The sequence below is a fragment of the Polynucleobacter rarus genome, from assembly GCF_003072505.1.
Taxonomy (GTDB): domain Bacteria; phylum Pseudomonadota; class Gammaproteobacteria; order Burkholderiales; family Burkholderiaceae; genus Polynucleobacter; species Polynucleobacter rarus.
The window spans coordinates 2256188-2279805 of record NZ_NTGB01000001.1; the positions used below are offsets into that span (position 1 = coordinate 2256188).

Genomic DNA, 23618 nt, shown 5'->3' on the forward strand with positions numbered 1-23618 from the left:
AATAGACTCTAAATGCTTGCCATGAGAGTTCAAGCTAAGATAAAGAAGTTATTAGCAATAAGAAAAAAGTGTAAAAAGAGAGGGTTGGTTCGATGCCGTTATTCAAGTCGAAGTATTATTTTAGGAAAGCCATGCGCGCTTTATTTAATCGACTCTGTTTGCTTACCTTAATTGGTATCTCTTCTTCTAGCTTTGCACAAATGCAAATCGAAATTTCTGGGGTTGGACAGTCCCTATTTCCAATCGCAGTGACGAGCTTTATGGCTGAGAATAATCTGCCTGCCAAAGTTACAGATGTAGTCCGATCCGATTTAGCCAATACTGGTAAATTTTTTAATATTGACCCAGGCAGTACCGTCCAAGGTATTTCAGAAAATCCAGATTTATCTTTTTGGACCGCAAGGCGTGCCCAAGCTCTTGCGATTGGTGATGTCAAACCTTTACCTGGTGGCATGTTTGAAATTACTTACCGACTCTTTGATACGGTAAAAAAAGAATCTCTAGGCGGCACTACCGTACAAGTAAGTAATCAGGAATTACGCCGAGCTGGTCATGCGATTGCGGATGATATCGTTCAGCGCTTAACTGGTGAGCGTGGTATTTTCTCTACCCGCCTTTCCTACATTACAAAAAACAATAAACAGTTCCAGTTAATGATTTCCGATTCAGATGGTCAAAACTCCAAAGTGGCTCTGACTAGTATTGAGCCTATTATTTCTCCAGTATGGTCACCCGATGGAAAAAATGTTGCTTATGTTTCTTTTGAAACAAAAAAACCAGTAGTTTATGTGCACGAATTAGCTACAGGTAAACGTATTGTTTTAGCGAATCAAAAAGGCAATAACAGCGCGCCGGCTTGGTCTCCAGACGGATCGAAACTTGCCATTTCCCTATCACGTGATGGTAATACCCAAATTTATAGCCTCAATGCAAATGGCTCTAATTTAAAACGTCTGACAGTAGGCTCTGCCGTCGATACAGAACCCCAATGGTCAAGAGATGGAAAATCAATTTATTTCACGAGTGATCGTGGTGGTTCGCCGCAAATTTACCGGATGAGTAGTGATGGTGAAGTATTAGGTAACGCGAGTCGAGTGACTTTTAAACATAGTTATGCAACGAGTCCTAGAATTTCTCCTGATGGAAGGTATTTGGCCTACATTGCCAGGGCTGGTGGGTATAAATTACAATTACTCGACTTAAAAACAGGGGATGTCTTAGGACTTACCCAAACAAATTATGATGAGACACCTTCTTTTGCAGCCAATGGAAAATTTATTTTGTATGCTACTCGAATCGGTAGTCGCAATGTCTTAGCCGCTGTCTCGATTGATGGCTCCGTGAAACAAACCTTAAGTATTCCAGGCTCAGATGTTAGGGAGCCTGCTTGGGGTCCATTTATGAACTAAGCTTTTACCAAACAACACCAAATACAATAATTGCACCTTTTAACCCAGTATTTCTTTTTGTAATAAACCACTTTTTAAGGACTCTGATATGTCGACAAATTTCTTTTTCAACAATCAAACAATGTTGCGTCGTTTTAGTTTGTTTGCCCTCGCACTGATTACAGTTGGTCTGACTGCTTGCTCCTCAGGTGTGAAATTAGATGATGTAGATGAAAATGCAAAAAGTGGTAACAACAGTTCTGGCAGCGTTGACAGTAAATTTGCTAATCAACCTTGGAATGATCCAAAAAGTCCAATTTATAACAAGAGCTTTTATTTCGATTTCGACAGCTACACAGTAAAAAGTTCTGATCAGGCGCTAATCGATGCACACGCTAAGTTTTTAAAAGCGAATAAAAATTATCGCATTTCAATCCAAGGCAATACCGATGATTCTGGAACAAGTGAATATAACTTAGCTTTAGGACAAAAACGCTCTGAAGCAGTTCGTAAAATGTTGAGTTTACTCGGTGTGCCAGATGCCCAAATGGAAGCTGTCAGTTTCGGTAAAGAGAAACCAAAATCACCGAATACTGATGAAGCGGGTCGTGCAGATAATCGTCGTGCGGACATCGCCTATCAATGAGCCAAATGATTCCTCTCCAACTTACTCGGGTTTTAGCTTTCGCTGCGCTGAGTGCCTTGGCTTGCCAAAGTTCTCATGCCGCTATCTTTGAGGACAGTGATGCCCGTAAGCAGATTAATGTACTCACTGATTCCACAAAAAATAATCAAAAAGCGATTTTTGAATTAACTAATTCTTTTGAACGCTCTGTTCAGGAAAATGCAAAATTGCGTGGCCGAATTGAGGAACTTGAGAGAGTGGTAGATGATCAAAAAAGTATTTTAAAAATTTACTACAGTGAGTTGAATGATCGTATCAATGATCAGAATGCTCGTCTAAAACTTATTGAGCCTGTCAAAATTGAAGTTGAGGGTGTTACAGGGAAAATTCAGCCTGCCGAAAAAGAATTGTACGATCAGGCCTTACTCGAATTTAAAGAGGGCAATCCTGTAAAAGCGGAAGGGCTTTTAAGCCAATTTATTACGGCATATCCCAATAGCCCTTATTGGCCAGTTGCACAATATTGGCTCTCGGTTAGCAAATACGCTAGCAAAGACTTCAAAGGGGCAATTGCGGCAGGTAATGCTCTGATTAAAGCTTTTCCAGATCATCCACGTGTTCCACAAGCACTGTTAAATATCGCTAACTGTCTTTTAGAGTCAAATCAAAAGACAGAGGGTAGAAAAACTTTAGAGCTATTAATTAAAAGTTTCCCAGACAGTAAATCAGCAGAAACGGCTCGGTTAACCCTGAGTAAAGTCAAGTAACTAAAGATTTTAAAAAGTTACGATTAAATATGGATGTTTTAAAACAATTTGAAAGATTTGCCCCGAAGAAAAAAGGTGCTCCAGCGGTTCTGTTACTCTCTGGTGGCCTGGACTCTGCGACCCTACTCGCACTCATTAAAACTCTGGGTTATACGCCCTATGCGCTTTCTGTTCGTTATGGTCAAACCCACTCTTCTGAACTAGACGCTGCCGTCAATGTAGCAAAAGCTTATGGCGCTTTTCAGCATGAAATCATTGAGTTAGATTTACGGCGTTTTGGGGGTTCAGCGCTCACTGATTCTGAAATCGAGATTCCAATCAACGGTAAGGCAAATCCGCACCCTGAAAATGTCGGCGAAATTCCAGTAACTTACGTACCGGCTAGAAATACTATTCTTTTATCTTGCGCGCTCGGTTGGATGGAAGCTCTGGGTGGACAGGATATTTTCTTTGGCGCTAATGCTGTAGATTACTCGGGCTATCCGGATTGCCGCCCCGCTTACGTGCAATCATTTGAAGCAATGGCGAATTTGGCTACTCGGATCGGCGTTGAAGAGCACTCCATCCGAGTACATGCACCCATTATTGATTTGCATAAATCAGAAATTATTCGATTAGGTATGGCTCTCGGCGTCGATTACGCCAAGACCGTGTCCTGTTACCAGGCCAATGCCCAGGGTCAAGCGTGTGGCATTTGTGAATCATGCCGCTTACGAAAACTAGGGTTTAGTGAAGCGGGTTTATCTGATCCAACGGTCTATCAAAGCAATACTTGATTCTGAACGATAAATCGTCTTAAAAAGTAATGATGTCAGACTGCTCTGACCTCATTTTAAGATAAGTCTGACGCGCATAACCCCTATCTACAGAGCGTACATCGTCTTTAATAGTATCCATGAACCATGGATTTATTCTGATCGAACTTCTCACTGCCCTAGTTATTATTTCCTTTTGTTTGGGGGCGGGTATCAATTATTTATATACTAGTCATCAACATCATCAAGAGCTCTATGGCAGGTTTACCAAACATTTAGAACAGGTCTCTAGTGAAGAAATCCGCTTAAAAGGATTTCATCTCAACAAAAGGGGGTCACGATGAATTTGGTTGAACTCATGCTGAGCATTAGTCTTTTAACGATTGTTTTAGCAGGCTTAACCCATGCTGTACCAGTTCTACAAAAGAACATGGATGATGGGAGGGCCTTAAGAGAGGAAGTCGCTCAAGTTGAACAAGTTTTACAAATCATTACACGTAGCATCCAACAAGCGGGTTTTGAAGATATTATCAAGGGTCAATCTTCAAACTCACGGTCTCAAAAACCTCCCTTAGTTGGCATACAGGTTTTTCAACAAGCTACCTTAACGACCGATAAAGTTGGCAAAACATCAACTCAGCAATCCTATCTTGCTGGGCGGCGCCAAACAGATGCCATACTCATCCAACATGAAACCTATGGTCACTTTGATTGTGTTGGTAGAAAAATTACCGATAAAAGGACCCACCAAGGTTTGTCTAGAATTGGATTTTTTGTCCAATTCCGAGGGAATAAAGGGAATGCAATTGGAACCTTAATGTGCCAGAGTTTGACCAACAATGGTCAAGTACAAAATGATGGTATTTTGACTGGGGTAAATGACTTTCTCATTTACTTAGAAGACGATGTAGTGATCGTTGAATTAACGATGCAGTCATCACGTCAATACCATAAGTCCATCGCTCTTCAAAATCAGATATCGCTTTGATTTGAATTTATGAATAGAGCTAAAGGAAAAAATGCTGGTTTTATTTTACCTATTACCCTGGGATTGATTAGTTTGGTTGGTCTTTGGGGAACTATTCTCATCGAGCAAATGCATCGTCAATCAGATCAATTAGCCAAGTCTTGGCAAGAAAAATTTATATTTTATAAAGCACAGGAGCATTTGGGACAGTGTCTTGGCATCGTGGGTTTGCAAGAGCTACCAACGCAACGATGGGGTCAATGTTGCCATGTTGAAGCAATGACGAATCCAACTAGTACTAAAACCAGTACTAAATCCTCTAAGCTTGCTCTTCAAAAAAGTTACCGTGTTTCTGTTCATCACGAACTGATTCACCCCATCAGTAACCAGATTTTAGGCTCCTCCCGATTACAAGCAGTTGTCACCCTCTCACCAACCAATCAAGCGATTTCTAAACTGTCTTGGCGTGAGATATTCGACTTGCATTGGGAACAAGAATTAAATGCCCTTCAACCAAAAACAAACTATATTTGGGGTCAACTACCAGCATGCAAACATCCTCTTCCAACAAATTAATCAAAGGTTTTACTTTGATTGAAGCCGTTACAGTGATAGGGCTTGTAGCGATTTTTTTACTTTTTGCCTCGCACATATCGACATCTGTTTTTAGTACCTATCAGGCTAGAAATGAAGTCTACTCAACTGCTCACGCATTGATGTTGGATGCGCAGCGTATCCGTACTTTAGCCCGCGCCCACAAAACCACAATCAGCATCATGCCCATTTGTAATAACTCGTGGGAGTCTGGCTGGGTTGCTTTTTATAATCCAGAGATGCGATTTGAGACCGAGGCGATTACAAAACCCCTCTGGAAAAAAGAAATCTCCTCTCAAGTGACAACAATCCGACCTAGGCAAAGTGCTCCTGTCAGCGGCACTCAATTTTCTGATATCAGTATCAAATCCTACCCACACCCTAGATGTCCAAATGCAAGTATTACCTCAGAGTCGGGTGAAAAACTTCGCCATTTGAGTTTTAATGCCCTAGGAGCTGCCCAAACCAAAAATGGTGGCTTTGTGGCGAATCGTATCGTGTTTTGGAGTAAGATTTATCCCAATATTGAATACCATTTAGTTTTAGGTGATAGTGGAAGGCTTCGATTATGTAAGCCTGAAGCAATCAATCCGAAGTGTACTCTCTCGCTGTAAAATGTCATTTTGAAGATTTTGTCAGGTTTGTCACCTTTAAATTGATTTTTTCTAAACTATACTTGCTGAGAAAGTTTAGAATTCTGTATTGATACCAAAGCCACTTTCGGTTTACCTATTTTTAAAATCCGAAAAGCCCCGATAAAGACCACTATGTTTAATCCGCAAGATTATTTTTTTATGAACCAGGCCCTTTTAGAGGCCAAGAAGGCGCTTTGGATTACTGATCCTAACCCGCGGGTTGGTTGTGTGCTTGTCAAAGAGCATCAAATCATCGGTGCTGGTTTTACCCAACAAGTGGGATCTCATCACGCTGAGGTGATGGCGATTCGGAACGCGCGTGAACGAGGTTTTGATACCCTTGGTGCAACTGCTTATGTCACCTTAGAGCCTTGTTGTCATTTTGGCAAAACACCACCCTGTGTTGATGCAATTATTGTGGCAGGCATCAAAAAAGTATTCATTTGTTCTACCGATCCTAATCCTTTTGTTTTAGGCAAAGGGATTGAACGCTTAAAAGAACATCAGATTGAAGTTCATACGGGTCTTCTAGCCGAACAATCGATGGCACTGAACCCTGGCTTTATGAAACGTATGCAAACTGGCATGCCTTGGGTTCGACTTAAAATTGCATCGAGTCTAGACGGTATTACTGCGCTACCCAATGGTAAAAGCCAATGGATTACCAGTGCACAAGCTAGATTAGATGGTCATCGCTTTCGGGCTCAAGCTAGCGTGATCCTTACCGGTTTTGGTACTGTACTTGCCGATGACCCTGAATTAACGGTGCGAGGTTTGAATGTCACCCGTCAGCCATTAAAAGCTATTATTGACTCTAAATTAGAGATTTCTCCCTCCGCGAAAGTTCTATCGTCAGGGGATGCGGTGATTTTTTGTTCAATTAACGATACAGATAAGATGAATGCCTTATTTTTAGCTCATCCCCATCTGAAAATTATTCCCATCCCAAATGAAGCTGGCAAAGTTGATTTAGCCGCTGCCTTAAAATACCTTGCTGATCAATTTCATGCCAATGAAGTTCATGTTGAAGCTGGGTTTAAACTCAATGGTTCTTTGCTCCGCGAAGAATGTGTAGATGAGATACTGCTCTACCAAGCACCTGTTTTATTAGGGAAAGGCTTAGGTCTAGCCAATTTAAGCGCTATCGACCATCTAACAGATGCTTCGCGCTGGCGAGTCATTGAGCGATCTAATGTAGGGATTGATCAGCGCATTCGGTTGGTTCGGGAATAGTTTACAATCCCTTCACTTTTAACTGGATAGATATCCGTTCTGATTAGAACAAACTACGTCAATTAGAGGATAATAGAGGCATGTTTACTGGAATTATTGCTGCTGTCGGAAATATTGTATCTGTGCGACCCCATGGAGATGGGTATCGCTTGAAAATTGATGCGCAAAGCTTAGATCTTTCGGACGTTTTTTTGGGTGATAGTATCGCTATACAAGGTGCTTGTATGACGGTGGTAGAACTTCATCCCACAGAAAAGTCATTTGAAATTGATATTTCAAAAGAATCCATCCAAAAAACCATCGGACTAAATCAATTAGGACCGGTCAATTTAGAAAAAGCATTACGCTTAAATGATCGCTTAGGTGGTCATCTCGTTAGTGGGCATGTCGACGGAATTGGGCGTGTTGCCATTTTTGAAGTTGTTGCCTCCGATAAAGAAAACACTTCACCTTCTAGTGATCTTGAAAATACAAATAACACATCGTGGCATCTTGCCATTGATGCTCCAATGTTTCTTGCTAAGTATTTTGCCTATAAAGGCTCGATTGTGGTGAACGGTACTTCACTCACTGTGAACTTGGTTGAGGATTTAGAGATTAACGATCAGGCTTTTTGTAGAGTTCATATCAACCTAATCCCGCACACACTTGAACATACCACCTTGCAGTACTTAAAAGTTGGTTTTGATGTCAACCTTGAAGTAGATTTGATTGCTAGATATGTCGAAAGAATGTTAAGCAGCTCTGGAATCGCCCTGAAGTAACCGAACCTTAAAAAGAAGATATGACTAATTTTTCAAACCACCTTAGTTCAACCGAAGAAATCATTGAAGATATCCGTAATGGAAAAATGGTGATTTTGGTGGATGAAGAGGATCGCGAAAACGAAGGTGATCTAGTCATGGCTGCAGAACACGTTACTGCAGAGGCGATTAACTTTATGGCAAAGTTTGGTCGTGGCTTAATTTGCTTGACCCTCACGAAAGAGCGCTGTGAACAATTGCGCCTTCCCCTGATGGTAAGAGATAACGGTGCCTCAATGGGTACCAACTTTACGGTATCGATTGAAGCAGCAACTGGTGTCACAACGGGTATTTCTGCGGCTGATAGAGCACATACAGTGAGAACTGCTGTTACAAAACATGCTAAACCAACTGATTTAGTTCAGCCAGGTCATATTTTTCCTTTAATGGCACAACCAGGTGGTGTTTTAATTCGTTCTGGTCATACTGAAGCGGGTTGCGATTTAGCAGCCATGGCTGGCTGTGTTACGGCAGCTTCCGTCATCTGCGAAATCATGAAAGATGACGGCACGATGGCACGTTTGCCTGATTTGATTGAATTTGCTAAAGAGCATCAACTGAAGATCGGTACGATTGTCGATTTAATTAAATATCGTAGTCAAAATGAAAGTATGGTCAAACGTGTTGGTCAAAAAACACTCCAAACTATTTGGGGTGAATTTAAATCCACTCTTTACCAAGACTTATCTAGCAATAATTACCATTTAGCCTTAACCAAAGGTAGTCCCACACCGAGTAAAGTCACTTTAGTGCGAGTTCATGAACCAGCGATTTTGTTAGATGTCCTTGCCCAGACTTCTAAGTACCACTCTTGGTCACTCGACGCCGCCATGAAAAAGATTTCGGATGCTGAAAGTGGCGTAGCTGTTTTACTCAATGTATCTTCCCATAAAACCTCTTTTCATCAATGGACTGAAGAGTTTGTCGATCCCCTACCAGATGATCAGACCGGTCCTGCAATTCGGAAAGTGGATTTTAGAACCTACGGTATCGGTGCTCAAATCTTAAAAGATCAAGGCGTAGGTAAGATGGAATTATTAGCAAAACCGGGGCCAATTTCAGGAATGTCTGCTTATCAATTAGAAGTAGTTGGTTATTCGGTGCCAACCAATTAAAATAGATTCCTATTTTTGTAAATTGCTTTAAAACAGAATTTTTTACCACCTAACGGAGATATTCCATGACTGACACGACCTTGCAAGAGAATATTCCAACGCAGTTAAATGAAGTTGACTTTTTAGAACCCAATTTAGAGGGCTCTGAGTTACGTATTGCAATCGTTCAAGCCAGGTTTAATGAAGGTATATGCCGCGAACTTACTTCCAGTTGCGTTAAAGAATTGGTTCGTTTAGGTGTATCTACAGATGATATTTTATTAACAACGGTTCCTGGTGCTTTAGAAATTCCACTAGCACTACAAAAATTAGCTGAATCAAGCGAATTTGATGCCTTAATCGCTCTTGGAGCGGTAATTCGTGGTGAAACCTACCACTTTGAACTAGTTTCTAATGAATCTGGTGCCGGTATTACTAGAGTTGGTTTAGATTTAGGTATTCCAATTGCCAATGGCATTTTGACTTGTGATACTGATGAGCAAGCTTTAGCAAGAGTTCATCAAAAAGGTGCGGATTGTGCTTTAGCTGCTGTAGAAATGGCGAATTTCTGCCTGATTCTTCAGGAAGGGGAAGATGCATAATCCTTATTTGACGCAAGCTCATAAATTAGTCTCCTCGACACAGGTTAAACGCTCTTTAACGCCGCGTAGACGCGCTCGTGAGTATGCCCTACAAGGTATTTATCAATGGTTAGTGGTACGCTCCTCTGGTAGTGTACCGAATCAATCTTCGATTGAGCGTCAATTGGCTGAAGATCCTGGCTTTAAAAAAGCGCAGGATGAACTCTTTTACACTCTCTTTGATGGTGTTTGCACGAATTTAGAAGCATTAGAGGCAGAAATTCTGAAACATATTGATCGTCCTGTGGATGAACTTTCACCTGTTGAGTTTTCTACTTTATTAATTGGTGCTTTTGAGCTGAAGTTTGATTTATCAACTCCGTACAAAGTGGCAATTAACGAAGCGGTAGAACTTGCTAAGACTTTTGGTGGTACAGACGGTCACAAGTATGTTAACGGCGTATTGGATAAGTTGGCCAAAGACTTACGTGCCCTCGAGATTAATAGCTAATCTTTTTCCTTTATATCTTCTAGGAATCTGTAGCGTTCATTCCTAGGAACTTTAATAGCCCTTGGGACTGATTTTGCTGTGATTTAGTACTATCAGCTGACTCTATATCATTATTATCCTGCGGATTTGACCCACCAAGATAGCTTGTCAAAAAGTTGCGTTCATTGAGGACCTTCACTGCATAACCGCCATCACCGTTAGTAGAGGCGCCAACATAGGAACGCAGTCCTCCAGAGAGGCTTCCTGCTTGGGCAATGAGGTACTTCAAGATGTAAGCACCTACCCGAATGTTTGCTTCTGGCTTAAACGCCGCCTCCACTCCGCCGTAAGGAATAAATTTATTGGCATGAACGCTCGTCATCACTTGCATTAAACCTTGAGCACCTACTGGACTTTGAACTGTCGCTTTAAAATTAGACTCAATCGCCATCACTGCAATAATTAAGACGGGATCAATACTGACCTCCTTACCAACGATGACCGCATGGGACACATAGCTTTTAAGGGTTTGCAAATCAACTTTATACTTCTCAGCCATTAAGCTAGCAATCTTTGCTTGATTCTGAGGTGAATCGAGTAAACGAGAGTCTAGTGCCTGAGGATCTATCTTGCCATTACTAATTTGATTTGCGAGTGGTGCAATCGATGGCACGGGCAGATGTTGCACGCTTGGCTCAACTAAGCTTAATTTGCCATTACCTCTACCGGGATAGGAAAATATCACAGGACGCATGCCTGATTCCTCAGGCTGGCTTAAATCGAAAGCATCAGCGGATTTAAATTCATCAATCAAGTTGATTTGACGCAATAGATCATTTCTGAGTGGTTCATTCACAGCGATACCGGTTATCAGAAAAACTGTAACAACGGCCGAGGTCTGAATCCATTTATTGGATTGAATAACGGAGTATAAATTTTTTGGTAAATATTTTTTCAATGCATTATTGCTAACGAGGTTTTCTTTAAATGCGTTCAAACGATCGCGTCTTGCCTGCGACCTTGCTTTAGCAGCTGCCTGCTCATGAAGTTTGAACAAAGATTTTTTCATTAACTCTTTACTAGTTATAAACAGAAGTTCATGTTAGGGAAGTCTTTATATCAAGTCAAGCATAAAGAACTTATAAGTTATACAGTAAAGTTATTGAATTTGCCCATTTGGGTACGATGTTTATGACCACTAACTACTATTTATCGGGAATTCAAAGTAAAGATAATGTTAGTGGGCACTAATTTTATTATCTGAAATGATTCCTGTTTTTACTCTTTTCTCTTATTTTTCTCATATTATGGAAAGAAAAATGATTCAACATATTGACTTGTAATGTAAAAAAAATAATTTATGTCTTTAAATTCATCAATTTGACTTCAAAATACTCTACATCTTGTGTTACAAATCAAGAAATCAAACAGGATTAAAGCTTGATAAACATTAAATCCCAGACACCATGCCCAAGTTTCAGGCCTCGGTTCTCGAACTTGGTAATAGGACGATAATCTGGTCGGATGGCAAACCCTAACACTTCACGACCATCTTCTAGTTTCACAGTGTTTGTGGAGGTATTTTTAATTTGTGGATGCTGGGTAAGTACATCTAACATTTGAAAGGCATACTCTTCCCAATCGGTTGCCATATGAATGTATGCGCCGCTTTTGAGTTTAGGTAATATTTTTTCAAGAAAATCCGGTTGAACTAAACGGCGCTTGTTGTGTTTTTTCTTATGCCACGGATCAGGAAAAAACAAATGAAAGCCATCTAAGGAGTTATCAGCCAACATATATTCAACGACTTCCACCGCATCGTGCCGAATAATCCGGATATTCTGTAAGCTCAATTCACCAATTTGCTTGAGCAATGCCCCAACGCCAGGTTCATGGACCTCAATCGCTAAAAAGTGATCGTTAGGCCGAATCTTCGCAATGTGAGCGGTCGTTTCACCCATTCCAAAACCAATTTCTAAGATATGATTTTTAGAACTGTCACCAAAAGCAGCTTGAAGTTGTAATGGTTCTTTACTAAAAGGAATTAAAAATTGTGGGCCTAACTCGTCAATGGCTTTTTGTTGACCGGAAGTAGTCCTGCCAGCTCGCATCACAAAAGACTTAATGCGCCTAGGCCAAAGCGAAACGGCTGATGTGGAAACGCTGTCTTGATCAGTACTTTCTATAGAAGGAGTAGATAACTCTTCTGTTTTTACTATTGTCATGTTTTGTTAGTTACCTCAAACAGCTAGGATGAAATCCTCAAGCCGTCCAATTTACTATACCTAAGGCTGATGTGGCAAGAACAATGACGCCAAATACAATGCGGTACCATGCAAAGGGTTTGAAATTGTGATGGCTTACATATTTAATCAACCAACGCACACAAAAAAAGGCCGAAATAAAAGCAGCTACAAAGCCCACGGCGAGAACTGGGCCAAAACTAGACCAATCCATATTGCCAATGTCTTGCCTTAATTTGTAGATTTCGTAAATCGTTGCTCCAGCAATGACCGGAATCGCCAGAAAAAAGGAAAACTCGGTTGCGACCTGCCTTGGTAGTCCCAATAACATCCCACCAATAATCGTCGCTCCTGATCTAGAAGTTCCAGGAATAAGAGCCGCACACTGGGCAAGACCGACCTTAATGGCATCTTTCGTACTTAAATCTTCAACATGCTCAATGCTACGAATAATGACTTTTTGGTTCTTTTGTTTAGCTAACTCTAATTTCTCAGCCCATAAAATAATGAAGCCACCAACAATAAAAGCAGTGGCTACAGGAATCGGCGCAAATAAATGAGCTTTAATCATTTTGCCAAATACCAAGGCTAATGTGATGGCAGGTATCGAGGCAATCACAATATTAAGCGCAAAACGATTGGATAAAGGTCTTCTACCAAGGCCAGAAATAACACTGGCAATCTTCGTTCTGAACTCCCAACATACCGCTAAGATAGCGCCTAACTGGATAATCACTTCAAAGGCTTTGCCTTTTTCGTCATTAAAACTGAGTAAATGTCCCGCTAAGATGAGATGACCGGTACTTGAAATGGGTAAAAACTCCGTTAATCCTTCAACCACGCCAAGGATCAGCGCTTTGCCTAACAATATAAAGTCCAAGTCCATTTCAATTCCTAATTTATTTGACTATCTATTTGAAGAGTCATTGGTTCAACAATCAGTCAGTATTCCATTCAAGGCGAATCAGTACAACTTTGGAAAATCTCTCAGTACTTCACTTAACACACTTGACCATTTATTTTAAACGGACTGTTTTACATCTTCCTCGTACTCAAGCTGAAATAGGTGCAAAAGTATTAAAAATATGATTTGTCTATTCGTAACGAAGAGCTGCAATCGGTTGCATTTGGGCAGCCGTCTTAGCGGGGTAATAACCAAAGAAAATACCAATGGTGGCTGAAAAGCCCACTGCTAACACAATAGAGAGCAACGATAAGCTGATATTCCAACTTGCCAACCAAGCCACCAACAAAGAAATACCAACGCCTAATAAAACGCCAATCCCCCCACCAATCGTGGAAAGCGTCATTGCCTCCACCAAAAATTGGGTCATGATATCTTTACTTCTTGCGCCCACCGCCAAGCGCAGTCCAATTTCACGGGTTCTTTCTGTTACGGAGACGAGCATAATATTCATGATGCCGATTCCCCCAACCAAAAGACTGACAGAAGCGACTGCGGCGAGTAACATCGACATCACACGACTCGCAGCTTCTTGGGTTTTTAAAATCTCGGAGAGATTTCTGACTTGGAAGTCATTTTCCATCGTTGGTCGAATACGGTGACGTTGACGGAGTAGATCTGTCACTCGGTCTTCTACATATTTGGTATCAGCGCCATTATTGGCTTTTACTAAAATAGTTCCGACCCTGGCAATCCGGCCTCGAGGCTCACCAAATAATCTATTTCGTCCTGTTGTTAGGGGTACAAAGATCACATCATCTTGGTCTTGCCCCATACCACTTTGACCTTTACCATCGGCAACTCCAATGATTTCAAAAGGAATTCCTCGAATCCGCACCACTTCACCAATCGGGGTATCTTCACCAAATAGTTGAGATGCGACGGTCTTACCAATGATGGCTACTTTACCAAAGCGCGATATTTCTCCTTGGTCGAAAAACCGGCCCTCAGTCAAATTCCACTCACGTGCTTCGAAATAATCGTTATAAACCCCGTTAATAGAAGTAGCCCAGTTCGTGTTGCCATAAACCACTTGAGCGTTACCCCTCGATACAGGAGCGGCCACTTGAACTTCTGGGATCTCCATTTGGATGGCCTTGTAATCCGATTCCGTTAAGGTTTGAGCATTGCCCAGGCCTAGTCTTGCGCCTGACTGAATCACGGAGCCAGGAATCACAATCAAGAGATTTGAACCAAGGCTCGCAATTTGCTCTTGTACCCGTTGTTGTGCACCACCACCAATCGCAATCATGGCAATCACAGCAGCTACCCCAATCACAATCCCCAGCATCGTGAGGACAGAACGTAACTTATTGACCCGAAGTGCTTGTAAAGCAATTAATAAGTTAACGGAATTTGACATGTGCTTGGATCTTTAAAGTACTGAAGGAACATCGGGAGAAATAACGGATTGAGCGGTATTGACGGGGGGTATTACTTCGAGTTGAGTTTGGTGTTGATGTTGATGCTGATGTTGATGCTTAATCTCAATGATTTTGCCGTCCTTAAACACCACTACTTGATTGGCATAAGCCGCCACATCCGGTTCATGCGTGACCACAATCACTGTCATACCGCCTTGATTCAGTGATTTGAGCAATTCCATAATCTCAACAGTCATTTTTGAGTCGAGGGCACCGGTTGGCTCATCCGCCAAAATTAAATCTGGATCGTTGACGAGGGCACGTGCGATAGCAACGCGTTGTTGTTGTCCACCTGATAACTCACTGGGGGTATGACTTAATCGATCACCTAAACCAACTTGAGCTAGCCGATCTCTAGCATGTTCCTTTTGTTCTTTTTTGCTAAGACCGGCAAGTTTGCCAGACCGCATATATTGCAAGGGCATGGCCACATTGTCCAGCGCACTAGTTCTAGCAAGTAAATTAAATTGCTGAAACACAAAGCCAATGCGTTGACTTCGGATATCGGCTAACTCATCAATACTCATTTGACTGACATTTTGACCAGCTAATTCATAAAGACCACTGGTCGGCGTATCAAGGCAACCAATCATATTCATAAACGTGGACTTACCCGATCCGGAAGCGCCAATAATCGCCACAAAGTCGCCTTGCTCAATATCTAAGTCAACACCGTCGAGTGCGCGCACTTCTTGGACGCCATTGCCGTAAGACTTAACGAGGTTTTTAGAATGTATTAAAGGCATAAAGGACTGAATAGACTTAAAACATTCTTGGGCCGCTACGCTGAGGACCTGATCCGCTAGACCCGCCAGATGCTCCAAAGGCTTGACCCTCAATCCCCGTTATGACCAAATCACCTACTTTTAATTGTGCTTCTTTAGCGTCACGCAGTGGCAGGATTTCAGAATATTCACCATCCGTCAAACCTAAACGAAATGCTTTTCGAACTGGCTTCTCTTGCTTGCCATCATTTTCTAGAACATAGACACTACGGAAATTACTTTGACCGCTACCAAAGCGAGAGGAGCGTTGGGCATTCCCACTAAAACTCCCACCGGCTGTAGCAGGGGCATTTGGATTGGCGTTTGGATTAGCGTTTGGATTAGCGTTTGGATTAGCATTGGCGTCAGTCGGCCGATCGGATGAACTACCTTTTGCGCCAGCTACTACAGTTGGTTTACTATTACTTTCCCAAAACTTCCACCAGGGTGGATTTTCAGGCGCTTTATCTTTGCCAGACTTATTCCAGCTAGAGGTTTTATCTGTTGCAGGCATTCTGAAGCGCAGTGCACTATTTAAGACTTTAAGGGTCTTTTCTTTCTTTTCAACGACGATTCTGGCATTAGCCGTCATACCGGGCAATAATTTCAAATCTGGATTATCCGCCGTGATTAAAACGGTATAAGTCACCACGTTTTGGATATTGACTGGTGCTTTACGGACTTGTTTAACTTTGCCATTAAAGACCTTATTCGGAAATGCATCGACTGTAAAAGTAGCTTCCTGCCCTTCTTCAATGCGCCCGACATCGGACTCATCAATCGAGGTTTCGACCTGCATCTCTGCCAAATTACGAGCGATGATGAAAATCTCTGGGGACTGCAAACTAGCGGCCACGGTTTGACCAACTTCCACGCTACGCTTAACCACCACACCATCGACCGGAGAACGAATGAGCGTATCGTCTAAAGATTTTTTCGAAAGGTCCAGCGCACCGAGAGCTGCCTTCAAGGTATTTTCAGTTGTTACCAAGGCTTGTTTAGAAATAAACCCTTGCTGCATTAAAGAAATGTTGTATTCGTGATTTTTTAGCGCTAATTCGTAATTTGCAAGTGCTTGATCATATTTCGCCTGAAACTCGCGTTGATCAATCTTCGCAATGATCTGATCCTGTTTTACTTTATCGTTAAAGTCGACCGTTAATTCACGAATCATGCCAGAAACCCCGGTACCAATCGTAATCGACCGTACTGGATTCAGAGTGCCACTCGCCCGAATATTTGCAACAATTGGCCCTTCCTCAACACTGACCGTCGTGTATTTCGGTTGGCTCATTACTAAGTATTGCTTAGAGAGGAACCATGCTGCAATGGCTAAACCAATCAGAATGATCGCAATGACTATCCACTTCAGCCAGGATTTGGGTTTTACTTGATTTTGGGGCATAAGTATTTTTATGTAAATTCGATAAACTGATTTTAGCCATAAGATGTAACAAACATCATCTTATTAATGACTTTTATCATTTTTTGTTCATTTCATGTTTATTCTTATCTTAACTCTACTAAAATAGAATGAATGCTTTTATTCCATTTTGACGTCACTATCCCATTTTGCCCTTATTCACTTTTTTGCCTCTTTCCAAACAATGACTATTAACATCACGAACTTCCGTCACAAAATGATTGAACAACAAATTCGTCCTTGGAGTATTAGTGACATCCAAGTGTTAGAAACGCTCAATATCATTCGTCGGGAACTTTTTGCCTTAGATAGTCAAGTACCCTTGGTGTTCTCCGATATCTTTTTACCGATTCAAGACTCTCAAGAAGTGATGATGGAGCCCAAAATTGAAGCACGGGTATTGCAGGCGATTAAACCTCGCGGTCAAGATCGGGTCTTAGAGATTGGCACAGGATCAGGATACATGGCAGCTCTTTTAGCTTATTTTGCGAAAAGTGTGACTACAGTCGAAATTCGACCTGAACTCGCTGATTTTGCGATTGATAATTTTCATAAATGCCGTATTCCTAATATAAGAGTAGAAGTTGGTGATGCCTCCGCTGGTTGGAAAGTTTCTGAAAATAACACTTATGACATTATCTGTGTCTCAGGTGGTTTAAAAGAAATACCCATTAGTCTTAAAAATCAATTGAATATCGGTGGGAAGCTCTTAGCCTTTGTTGGGCAAGAGCCTGTCATGAGCGCTGTATTAATCACACGTCATAGTCATGATTATTTCCAAACAGAGTCTCTTTTTGAAACTTTAGTTCCGATGCTAAAAACGGAGTCTGCAGGTATCGAACAATTCGAATTTTAAGAAATTAGCTACTTTGAAGTAGGATTTTTGAGTTTTTACTCTTTAAGATTACAATAAATAAAAATTAAACATCTGATTTAAATTGTGGTCTTAATCGATTTTCATTGTTTTTTTGTGGCTTTAGTGTTCAGTTGATGGATAAATTAACAATAACGAAAAATTTACTTGTTACATTATTAATTGCGGAATAATTGTATTCAATTTAGGTAAGTAAAAATCGTCAGAATTTACTTAATGTGATGTGTTTGTGAAGGCTAATAAGAGACATTCGAATGAAGCAAATTGTATTAGAAAATTTAACCTCAACGTTAAACAAGAACCCTTTGAGAGTCTCCACGCTAGTTCAGACGAGAACTACTCAAGCTTGTTCGATGAAAACTCCATTGCGTCCTAAGTATTTAGTGATTGCAATGGCCTTATTGTCCTTCCAAAGTATTTATTCATTCAATGCAGTGGCGCAGGAGAAGAGTCCTGTTCCGATCACAAGTAACAGCCTGATCACTTCGAGCCCGATTATTTCGGTTCAAACTGAAACTTTGCCAAGACTGGTCGACGCAGCCAATCCAAAAGCAAAAGATTTAATCCAATTATTTCAAGATGCTGCGCAGTTTGACCCAATTTACAATTCCGCAAAGTACGCATACACGGCTGGTAAAGAAGCTTATTGGCAAGCATTTTCAGTTTTATTACCCCAAATTACTGCTACTTACTCTACACAGTCTACTGATATTCGTTACGACCCAAACTTAAACAATATCGCGAATCGTAAAGACTATACCTTTTCTAACTCTGGTTGGGGACTGAACTTAACGCAACCCCTCTTTAACTGGTCTTATTTTGAAAAATACAAACAAGGCGACTTACTTACTGGAGTGGCTGAAGCAAACTTTGCACAGGCCCAACAAGACTTAATCATACGTGTCTCGCAAGCTTATTTTGATGCATTGACAGCGCAAGATACCCTGGATTTGTTTATCAATAAAAAAGGCTTGATTAATGAGCAGTTACAACAAGCTAAGAGAAATTTTGAAGTTGGTACAGCGACGATTGTCGATACCAATGAAGCGCAGTCGCGTTATGATTTAGTCATTGCGCAAGAAATTGCTGCTCAGTCTGACTTATTAGTTAAAAAATCCGCTATAGAGATAATCATTGGTCAACCAGTTGATGCCATCTTCCCTCTGTCTAAACAAGCTAAAGTCGAAAGTCTTAGACAAGAACGTACTGTGAAATACCTGGCAGATTCTAAAGGCAAATTAGCAAGCAACGATATTATTGAAGCACTCCATCTGTCTACCGGAAATACCATCGAAGATTGGGTGAGACAAACCGAAGAAGTCAATTACAACGTGATTGTTGGCCTCCTCAATGTCGAAATCGCCAAGAGTAATTATCGTAGTGTGCAGGGTACACGTTTACCAGTAGTTTCACTGCAAGCTTCAACGGGTTACAACAATTCTTTAGGTAATGCCACAAGTTCTTTACCCAATACCTATTACGCTAACCAGATTAGCTTACAAGTTTCTGTACCTATTTTTACTGGTGGCTTGATTAACTCTAATGCCCGACAAACCGCTGCGCTGTATGATCAGTCCATCGCTAATTTGGACATCTTGAAAACGAGCAACGCTGGCGCAACAAAACAAGCTTATCTCGGCTTTACGAATGGTATTGCCCAGATTAAGGCGTATGAAGCGGCAGAAAAGTCAGCGCTGACATCCTTACAATCGAACCGTACTGGTTATAACGTCGGGGTGCGTATCAATATTGATGTATTAAATGCCCAAGATCAGTTAATCACCACGCAATCATCTTTATACAAAGCAAGATACGACGCTATTATGAACGGTATCAAACTCAAATCTTTATCAGCAGTTCTGACTGATGATGATGTGATAGCGGTAAATAAACTATTGCATTGAGCTGATTAAATGAGTTGTTGAATGGATGTTGTGACTTCGTCAATAGTAGGTGGTTTGCCCATATCACCTAGGTTGATCACATTACGACTCCAATACCCTTCTGTTTTCCAGAGCGGAGAATCCACATAGAGTTCAATCGTCGGTAAATTAAGCACTGCACTGTAGTGGGTCAGTCCAGTATCCACCCCAATCGTCAGGCGCGCCTGTGCAACTAGAATTGCAGCCTGCTTAATCGAGAATGCGCTGGGTAATTTTGCACCAGGTACGGCACTCACTAGACGTTCACTCACGAGTTTTTCGCTAGCATTACCCCATGGAAAAACAGGGGTGAGTCCAAGGCCTACTAGATACTTACCGATTGCTATCCAGGCAGCTTCATCCCAAGCTTTTGCGATCCGTGCTGTAGCATGAAAACACATGACATATTCTTTGGGAGAAAAGCCTAAGGGATTCGCTTCAAGTTGCAACTGATGTATATAACCCGGAGTATAAAACTTGGGAGAGGCTGTATCACGTTGAGGCCAGTCTAATTGCAGGCTGCTTGCCAGAATAGCGCGCGAGCGATCGACCGCATGAAACTGAAAAGGGACTTGAACACTTTGGTCATAAAAAAACTTGGCGAGTGGCTCATATCCAGAATATTGGGTTTGATTACCAATACCGTAAACTATGGTGGTACTCCTGCCCTGCTTAGCAATACCTGCGATCAAAGCTGACTTCATTAAGCCCTGCGTCTCCACAATCACGTCCCAAGGCTGCGATTTGAGAACTTGTTTCATCTTGCTAAAGTCTTGTATGGCTATTTTGAAGCGACCTTTGAAGAGCTCTTTTTTAGCACGCCGCAAACATACCGGAATGATTTGATCAATCCCGCGAAACTGAAGTGTCGACTTCAGGGGTTCCAATAAGTGGACGTATCCCTCTTCCACTGCCCAAGCAATATGTGCATCAGGATATTGTTTACGGATATCCCAAACAACCGGCAAGTTATGCAGCACGTCCCCAAGGGAGGATAACTTGACGAGGAGGATGTTCACGGAGCGATTCTTTTTAAAATAGTTTGTACAGCGTCTTTTGGCGTCACCGTTTCCATGACTTTGGCGGGCAACTGATGATTCTGCCAATCTTGTAGGATTTGCTCAAAAACTTGAGCAATCGATGCAGCGTCTAAGGTATGGCTAATGTAAGCGCCTCGCTCACGCAGCATCTCATCAAAGGAAGGATTACGATTCGTGATTCCCCAAATGGGTCTGCCCGACCAGAAGTAATCATAGGACTTCGAGGGAATATATTCTGCACACCATTCGTAATCACCATGCAGTAGTAACAGGACATCGGCAGCACGCATGATTTCCATCACCCGTTCGCGGCCAGACTTGCCGGTAATGGGGTCGTTTTCGATGCGACCATGCTCCTGAACGATGGACTCAAAACCATATTGTGCAGTAGCATCTCGACTACTTTGATCCAGCGCGGCGCCGTAAACGTCTATTTGTAAAAGATCTTTTAATTGCGGATTAGCATCCAATAAGGGACGAATCGCCGCAAGGACTGGCGCCAAAGAACGATCGTTAGCGAGCGATCCAAAATGGGCAATATGTAATTTTGATTGGTATAAGTGATTGGCAGGTAAAGGTTCTTCACAGCCAGGAGGGATTGCTCCGGGAAGAACGACAAAGCCTTTATCACCTAGTACCGGATGGCGTAATTTTGCATAATCCAATGCACCTTGGGTAAACCACCAAACTTGATCGGCGTCACGACAAATGATTCTTTCAAGGCGCTGCAAAAAACGCTTATCTTTGGTTTTACGCGGGGCGATGCCGTTATCCTGTGGATCATCCCGAATCACCATCGGGTCATGGATTTCGGCAATCCATTTTTTTTTGGTTAATTTTTTTATGAGGTAGGCTGCGTAATGGGCAGACCAAGCACCACCTGAGGAATAGATCAGTTCAATGTCCTCTTTTTTGATAATCTTCTCCCCACAGTGGGCCGCAGCGAATGACCAGGAGGATTGGCTCGATAAGCCGATGAGCAACTTTTCAAGTACTGTAAAGGGTAAGAGCAAGGTCGAGACAAGCGGCGTAAGGATTTTATAGATGATGCCTCGGCCATATTTGGTTGCTACATAGTGCCGAAAATCAAAGCGCAGACCAGATGGTCCCCACGGGAGTAATTGATAATGCCTAAATCGTGTGTCTTTTTCTCCAGTAATGGCTGACAGCACAATTGGCTCAATCCCTGCTTCTAATAGATAAGGGATTTTATCGGTCACTGTCAAACTAGCAGCCCGACCGTCCATGTTAAAACCATGAGAGATCACTAGCCATTTTTTCTTTGGAGTATTTGCTTGCATGACTTATTTTAACGAAGAATATTCAGAATCCCTAAAATGCATTTTCAAAAGTACATAAGGATTGAATCACCATGAAGGATTAATTTTCTTTTTTTAAAATAGTTCCTTTAAGGAACCTATATTGCCATAATGGAACCATCGAATAAGGAGTTCCTCATGTCAATTAATGTGAAATTATCTGAAAATTTAGTACAGCAAGCTAAAGTGTTTGGCAATATTGAGCATCGCTCAGTCCCAAAACAGATCGAGTATTGGTCTCAAATTGGCAAGCTTGCCCAAGAAAATCCAGACTTGACTTTTTCCTTGATTCGTGAAATTTTGATTGCCGATCAGGAACCAATAATTGGTGAATACGTTTTTAGTTAATGCGTTTACTTATTACAGCTACCTTTCTGAAGGTAACGAAAAAACTCCATGCTTCTCAAAAAGTAGAATTGGATACTGCATTGAAACTCATTTGTAAAAACCCCTTAATTGGAGAAGCAAAATTGGGAGATTTGTCAGGCGTTTATGTTTATAAATTCAGACTTCCTCAACAGCAGTGTTTGTTAACTTATCGGGTTTTAGACTCAGAAAATATTAAACTTTTAACGTTTGGTCCACATGAGAATTTCTATAGAGATTTAAAGCGTCAAGGTGAATAACTGCAGTTACAACCGCTTAAGAAATGAAAATCTAAGCCACAAACCAATAATTTAATTAGTAGGATGTTTTAATTGGTCTGAAACAAATCATAGTCATTAAAAGCCTAGGGGGTTTACGTAACCTTCATTTTCCAGTTGCATTACTATATTTAAAGAAGTAAATCTTACTTTGAATACTAGCTTACTTTTCCTTTAAAAGACTAGGAACACAAAAGCATACTTAAACTCAAAGGTATTAAGTAATAATTACTTAACTGCTACTATGTATATATAAACCCTACAAATAATTAGGGTTGGAAATTACCTATGAAACGAATGGAGCTTATTACCAGTTTGATGAACCTTGAGCGACAAGGGGTATTTGTCTTAACCAAAAAAGACATTGGAAAGCTATTTCCGTTGGAAGATGAAAAGTCAATGGAAAAATCACTTCAACGTATGGTTAAAGATGGGTTACTGATTAAAGCGGCTAGAGGCATCTATATCAACGCTCTTGTGGCATCACGCCACAAAAGCTGGATGCTAGAAAATATCGCAAAAGCCCTTCGACCTGGTAAGCTATCGTATGTAAGTTTTGAGAGTATGCTTTCTGAACATGGTGTCATCTCACAAATTCCCCTCAGTCGTCTAACTGTAATGAACACTGGTGCTAGCGGAATACATGACACACCTTGTGAATCCATTGAGTTCACTCATACTAAGCATAGTATTCCAGAAATCTTGGATAGAACTATCTTTGTTAAAGATTGCCCATTGCGTATTGCCAAAAAGCAAGCCGCGGTCACAGATCTTCTGCAAGAGGGCCGCAACACCGAATGATCGATTACGAAGAACTCAATGAGGTGGCTTGATGCGACAAGAAGACTTCAAACTATATTTAGACAAAGCAATCGCCAACGCAGATATGGCAGCTTTACGACCCGTTGTAGAAAAAGAGCTTCTCCACTATGAAATATTGAATGCCCTAGATGAAGAAGACCTACTTAAAAACTTAGTCTTTCAAGGTGGCACATCCCTTCGCTTATGTTGAGGTGCCGAGAGATTTAGTAAGGATCTTGATTTTTCGGGTGGCAAAGATTTTTAACCC

At 41.4% G+C, this 23618-nt stretch carries 26 protein-coding genes; 18 read left to right on the forward strand and 8 right to left on the reverse strand.

Going from position 1 to position 23618, the window contains the following annotated elements; translation table 11 throughout:
* Positions 1-131 precede the first annotated feature (131 nt).
* The 12 genes from tolB to nusB all read left to right on the forward strand — a co-directional run bounded on the left by tolB (position 132) and on the right by nusB (position 9953).
* A complete protein-coding gene (tolB, locus tag AOC35_RS10755) occupies positions 132-1409 on the forward strand; it encodes a Tol-Pal system beta propeller repeat protein TolB (RefSeq protein ID WP_245898487.1) in 1278 nt (425 codons plus the stop codon).
* Positions 1410-1497: 88 nt separating this feature from the next.
* Entirely contained in the window at positions 1498-2034 is a 537-nt protein-coding gene (gene pal, locus AOC35_RS10760) for a peptidoglycan-associated lipoprotein Pal (protein WP_425440628.1), read from the forward strand.
* Entirely contained in the window at positions 2031-2780 is a 750-nt protein-coding gene (gene ybgF, locus AOC35_RS10765; protein ID WP_108647085.1) for a tol-pal system protein YbgF, read from the forward strand. Before pal ends, ybgF begins: the two co-directional genes overlap by 4 nt.
* 29 nt (positions 2781-2809) lie before the next feature.
* Positions 2810-3556 (forward strand): 7-cyano-7-deazaguanine synthase QueC, encoded by a 747-nt coding sequence (queC, locus tag AOC35_RS10770; protein ID WP_108647086.1) that lies wholly within the window; start codon positions 2810-2812, stop codon positions 3554-3556.
* Between the two features lie 319 nt (positions 3557-3875).
* Positions 3876-4523: a hypothetical protein gene (locus AOC35_RS10780; RefSeq protein ID WP_108647088.1), complete on the forward strand. Its 648-nt coding sequence runs from the start codon at positions 3876-3878 to the stop codon at positions 4521-4523.
* 9 nt (positions 4524-4532) lie between these two features.
* Positions 4533-5078: a hypothetical protein gene (locus AOC35_RS10785; RefSeq protein WP_108647089.1), complete on the forward strand. Its 546-nt coding sequence runs from the start codon at positions 4533-4535 to the stop codon at positions 5076-5078.
* Positions 5051-5710, forward strand: a complete 660-nt coding sequence (locus tag AOC35_RS10790; RefSeq protein WP_108647090.1) for a pilus assembly FimT family protein — start codon at positions 5051-5053, stop codon at positions 5708-5710. Before AOC35_RS10785 ends, AOC35_RS10790 begins: the two co-directional genes overlap by 28 nt.
* A 180-nt stretch (positions 5711-5890) precedes the next feature.
* A complete protein-coding gene (gene ribD, locus AOC35_RS10795) occupies positions 5891-6964 on the forward strand; it encodes a bifunctional diaminohydroxyphosphoribosylaminopyrimidine deaminase/5-amino-6-(5-phosphoribosylamino)uracil reductase RibD (RefSeq protein WP_245898488.1) in 1074 nt (357 codons plus the stop codon).
* Positions 6965-7044: 80 nt separating this feature from the next.
* A complete protein-coding gene (locus tag AOC35_RS10800; RefSeq protein WP_108647092.1) occupies positions 7045-7728 on the forward strand; it encodes a riboflavin synthase in 684 nt (227 codons plus the stop codon).
* Between the two features lie 20 nt (positions 7729-7748).
* Positions 7749-8882 carry a bifunctional 3,4-dihydroxy-2-butanone-4-phosphate synthase/GTP cyclohydrolase II gene (ribBA, locus tag AOC35_RS10805; protein ID WP_108647093.1) on the forward strand — a complete coding sequence of 378 codons (1134 nt, stop codon included), beginning with the start codon at positions 7749-7751 and terminating at the stop codon, positions 8880-8882.
* A 65-nt stretch (positions 8883-8947) separates the two neighbouring features.
* Positions 8948-9463: a 6,7-dimethyl-8-ribityllumazine synthase gene (ribH, locus tag AOC35_RS10810; protein ID WP_108647094.1), complete on the forward strand. Its 516-nt coding sequence runs from the start codon at positions 8948-8950 to the stop codon at positions 9461-9463.
* Positions 9456-9953, forward strand: coding sequence for a transcription antitermination factor NusB (nusB, locus tag AOC35_RS10815; RefSeq protein ID WP_108647095.1), 498 nt, complete (start codon positions 9456-9458; stop codon positions 9951-9953). The genes ribH and nusB overlap by 8 nt, the downstream gene beginning before the upstream one ends.
* Positions 9954-9972: 19 nt before the next feature.
* On the opposite strand, the gene AOC35_RS10820 is transcribed toward nusB, so the two are convergent.
* From AOC35_RS10820 to AOC35_RS10845, 6 genes are all read right to left on the reverse strand, one after another.
* A complete protein-coding gene (locus AOC35_RS10820; RefSeq protein ID WP_108647096.1) occupies positions 9973-11001 on the reverse strand; it encodes a lytic transglycosylase domain-containing protein in 1029 nt (342 codons plus the stop codon).
* A 364-nt stretch (positions 11002-11365) separates the two neighbouring features.
* Complete coding sequence (trmB, locus tag AOC35_RS10825) at positions 11366-12157, reverse strand: tRNA (guanosine(46)-N7)-methyltransferase TrmB (RefSeq protein ID WP_108647097.1); 792 nt, start codon at positions 12155-12157, stop codon at positions 11366-11368.
* A 37-nt stretch (positions 12158-12194) separates the two neighbouring features.
* Complete coding sequence (locus tag AOC35_RS10830; RefSeq protein ID WP_425440645.1) at positions 12195-13055, reverse strand: undecaprenyl-diphosphate phosphatase; 861 nt, start codon at positions 13053-13055, stop codon at positions 12195-12197.
* A gap of 214 nt (positions 13056-13269) precedes the next feature.
* Positions 13270-14502, reverse strand: coding sequence for an ABC transporter permease (locus AOC35_RS10835; RefSeq protein WP_108647099.1), 1233 nt, complete (start codon positions 14500-14502; stop codon positions 13270-13272).
* A gap of 12 nt (positions 14503-14514) precedes the next feature.
* Positions 14515-15309 (reverse strand): ABC transporter ATP-binding protein, encoded by a 795-nt coding sequence (locus tag AOC35_RS10840; RefSeq protein ID WP_108647100.1) that lies wholly within the window; start codon positions 15307-15309, stop codon positions 14515-14517.
* A 16-nt stretch (positions 15310-15325) separates the two neighbouring features.
* Positions 15326-16732 carry an efflux RND transporter periplasmic adaptor subunit gene (locus tag AOC35_RS10845; protein ID WP_108647101.1) on the reverse strand — a complete coding sequence of 469 codons (1407 nt, stop codon included), beginning with the start codon at positions 16730-16732 and terminating at the stop codon, positions 15326-15328.
* 202 nt (positions 16733-16934) lie between these two features.
* Between AOC35_RS10845 and AOC35_RS10850 the strand changes: the two genes are divergently transcribed.
* Positions 16935-17606 carry a protein-L-isoaspartate O-methyltransferase family protein gene (locus AOC35_RS10850; protein ID WP_211307509.1) on the forward strand — a complete coding sequence of 224 codons (672 nt, stop codon included), beginning with the start codon at positions 16935-16937 and terminating at the stop codon, positions 17604-17606.
* A 272-nt stretch (positions 17607-17878) separates the two neighbouring features.
* On the forward strand, positions 17879-19528 hold the full coding sequence (locus AOC35_RS10855) for a TolC family protein (RefSeq protein WP_108647103.1): 1650 nt from the start codon (positions 17879-17881) through the stop codon (positions 19526-19528).
* 5 nt (positions 19529-19533) lie between these two features.
* On the opposite strand, the gene waaC is transcribed toward AOC35_RS10855, so the two are convergent.
* A complete protein-coding gene (gene waaC / locus AOC35_RS10860) occupies positions 19534-20565 on the reverse strand; it encodes a lipopolysaccharide heptosyltransferase I (protein WP_108647104.1) in 1032 nt (343 codons plus the stop codon).
* A complete protein-coding gene (locus tag AOC35_RS10865) occupies positions 20562-21887 on the reverse strand; it encodes a glycosyltransferase family protein (RefSeq protein ID WP_108647105.1) in 1326 nt (441 codons plus the stop codon). Before AOC35_RS10865 ends, waaC begins: the two co-directional genes overlap by 4 nt.
* A 156-nt stretch (positions 21888-22043) precedes the next feature.
* Between AOC35_RS10865 and AOC35_RS10870 the strand changes: the two genes are divergently transcribed.
* From AOC35_RS10870 to AOC35_RS10885, 4 genes are all read left to right on the forward strand, one after another.
* A complete protein-coding gene (locus AOC35_RS10870) occupies positions 22044-22253 on the forward strand; it encodes a TA system antitoxin ParD family protein (protein WP_108647106.1) in 210 nt (69 codons plus the stop codon).
* Positions 22253-22531, forward strand: a complete 279-nt coding sequence (locus tag AOC35_RS10875) for a type II toxin-antitoxin system RelE/ParE family toxin (protein ID WP_108647107.1) — start codon at positions 22253-22255, stop codon at positions 22529-22531. The genes AOC35_RS10870 and AOC35_RS10875 overlap by 1 nt, the downstream gene beginning before the upstream one ends.
* A gap of 306 nt (positions 22532-22837) precedes the next feature.
* The gene (abiEi, locus tag AOC35_RS10880) at positions 22838-23350 is read left to right on the forward strand and encodes a type IV toxin-antitoxin system AbiEi family antitoxin (protein ID WP_245898489.1); all 513 of its coding nucleotides are present in this window, start codon (positions 22838-22840) and stop codon (positions 23348-23350) included.
* A 31-nt stretch (positions 23351-23381) separates the two neighbouring features.
* Positions 23382-23561, forward strand: a complete 180-nt coding sequence (locus AOC35_RS10885; RefSeq protein ID WP_211307510.1) for a hypothetical protein — start codon at positions 23382-23384, stop codon at positions 23559-23561.
* Positions 23562-23618 lie beyond the last annotated feature (57 nt).

What these genes read in the sequence shown, in the direction of transcription:
- tolB (WP_245898487.1), top strand. Translation starts at nt 132, where the DNA reads ATGCGCGCTTTATTTAATCGACTCTGTTTGCTTACCTTAATTGGTATC.
- pal (WP_425440628.1), top strand. Translation starts at nt 1,498, where the DNA reads ATGTCGACAAATTTCTTTTTCAACAATCAAACAATGTTGCGTCGTTTT.
- ybgF (WP_108647085.1), top strand. Translation starts at nt 2,031, where the DNA reads ATGAGCCAAATGATTCCTCTCCAACTTACTCGGGTTTTAGCTTTCGCT.
- queC (WP_108647086.1), top strand. Translation starts at nt 2,810, where the DNA reads ATGGATGTTTTAAAACAATTTGAAAGATTTGCCCCGAAGAAAAAAGGT.
- AOC35_RS10780 (WP_108647088.1), top strand. Translation starts at nt 3,876, where the DNA reads ATGAATTTGGTTGAACTCATGCTGAGCATTAGTCTTTTAACGATTGTT.
- AOC35_RS10785 (WP_108647089.1), top strand. Translation starts at nt 4,533, where the DNA reads ATGAATAGAGCTAAAGGAAAAAATGCTGGTTTTATTTTACCTATTACC.
- AOC35_RS10790 (WP_108647090.1), top strand. Translation starts at nt 5,051, where the DNA reads ATGCAAACATCCTCTTCCAACAAATTAATCAAAGGTTTTACTTTGATT.
- ribD (WP_245898488.1), top strand. Translation starts at nt 5,891, where the DNA reads ATGAACCAGGCCCTTTTAGAGGCCAAGAAGGCGCTTTGGATTACTGAT.
- AOC35_RS10800 (WP_108647092.1), top strand. Translation starts at nt 7,045, where the DNA reads ATGTTTACTGGAATTATTGCTGCTGTCGGAAATATTGTATCTGTGCGA.
- ribBA (WP_108647093.1), top strand. Translation starts at nt 7,749, where the DNA reads ATGACTAATTTTTCAAACCACCTTAGTTCAACCGAAGAAATCATTGAA.
- ribH (WP_108647094.1), top strand. Translation starts at nt 8,948, where the DNA reads ATGACTGACACGACCTTGCAAGAGAATATTCCAACGCAGTTAAATGAA.
- nusB (WP_108647095.1), top strand. Translation starts at nt 9,456, where the DNA reads ATGCATAATCCTTATTTGACGCAAGCTCATAAATTAGTCTCCTCGACA.
- AOC35_RS10820 (WP_108647096.1), bottom strand. Translation starts at nt 11,001, where the DNA reads ATGAAAAAATCTTTGTTCAAACTTCATGAGCAGGCAGCTGCTAAAGCA.
- trmB (WP_108647097.1), bottom strand. Translation starts at nt 12,157, where the DNA reads ATGACAATAGTAAAAACAGAAGAGTTATCTACTCCTTCTATAGAAAGT.
- AOC35_RS10835 (WP_108647099.1), bottom strand. Translation starts at nt 14,502, where the DNA reads ATGTCAAATTCCGTTAACTTATTAATTGCTTTACAAGCACTTCGGGTC.
- AOC35_RS10840 (WP_108647100.1), bottom strand. Translation starts at nt 15,309, where the DNA reads ATGCCTTTAATACATTCTAAAAACCTCGTTAAGTCTTACGGCAATGGC.
- AOC35_RS10845 (WP_108647101.1), bottom strand. Translation starts at nt 16,732, where the DNA reads ATGCCCCAAAATCAAGTAAAACCCAAATCCTGGCTGAAGTGGATAGTC.
- AOC35_RS10850 (WP_211307509.1), top strand. Translation starts at nt 16,935, where the DNA reads ATGACTATTAACATCACGAACTTCCGTCACAAAATGATTGAACAACAA.
- AOC35_RS10855 (WP_108647103.1), top strand. Translation starts at nt 17,879, where the DNA reads ATGAAGCAAATTGTATTAGAAAATTTAACCTCAACGTTAAACAAGAAC.
- AOC35_RS10865 (WP_108647105.1), bottom strand. Translation starts at nt 21,887, where the DNA reads ATGCAAGCAAATACTCCAAAGAAAAAATGGCTAGTGATCTCTCATGGT.
- AOC35_RS10870 (WP_108647106.1), top strand. Translation starts at nt 22,044, where the DNA reads ATGTCAATTAATGTGAAATTATCTGAAAATTTAGTACAGCAAGCTAAA.
- AOC35_RS10875 (WP_108647107.1), top strand. Translation starts at nt 22,253, where the DNA reads ATGCGTTTACTTATTACAGCTACCTTTCTGAAGGTAACGAAAAAACTC.
- abiEi (WP_245898489.1), top strand. Translation starts at nt 22,838, where the DNA reads ATGAAACGAATGGAGCTTATTACCAGTTTGATGAACCTTGAGCGACAA.
- AOC35_RS10885 (WP_211307510.1), top strand. Translation starts at nt 23,382, where the DNA reads ATGCGACAAGAAGACTTCAAACTATATTTAGACAAAGCAATCGCCAAC.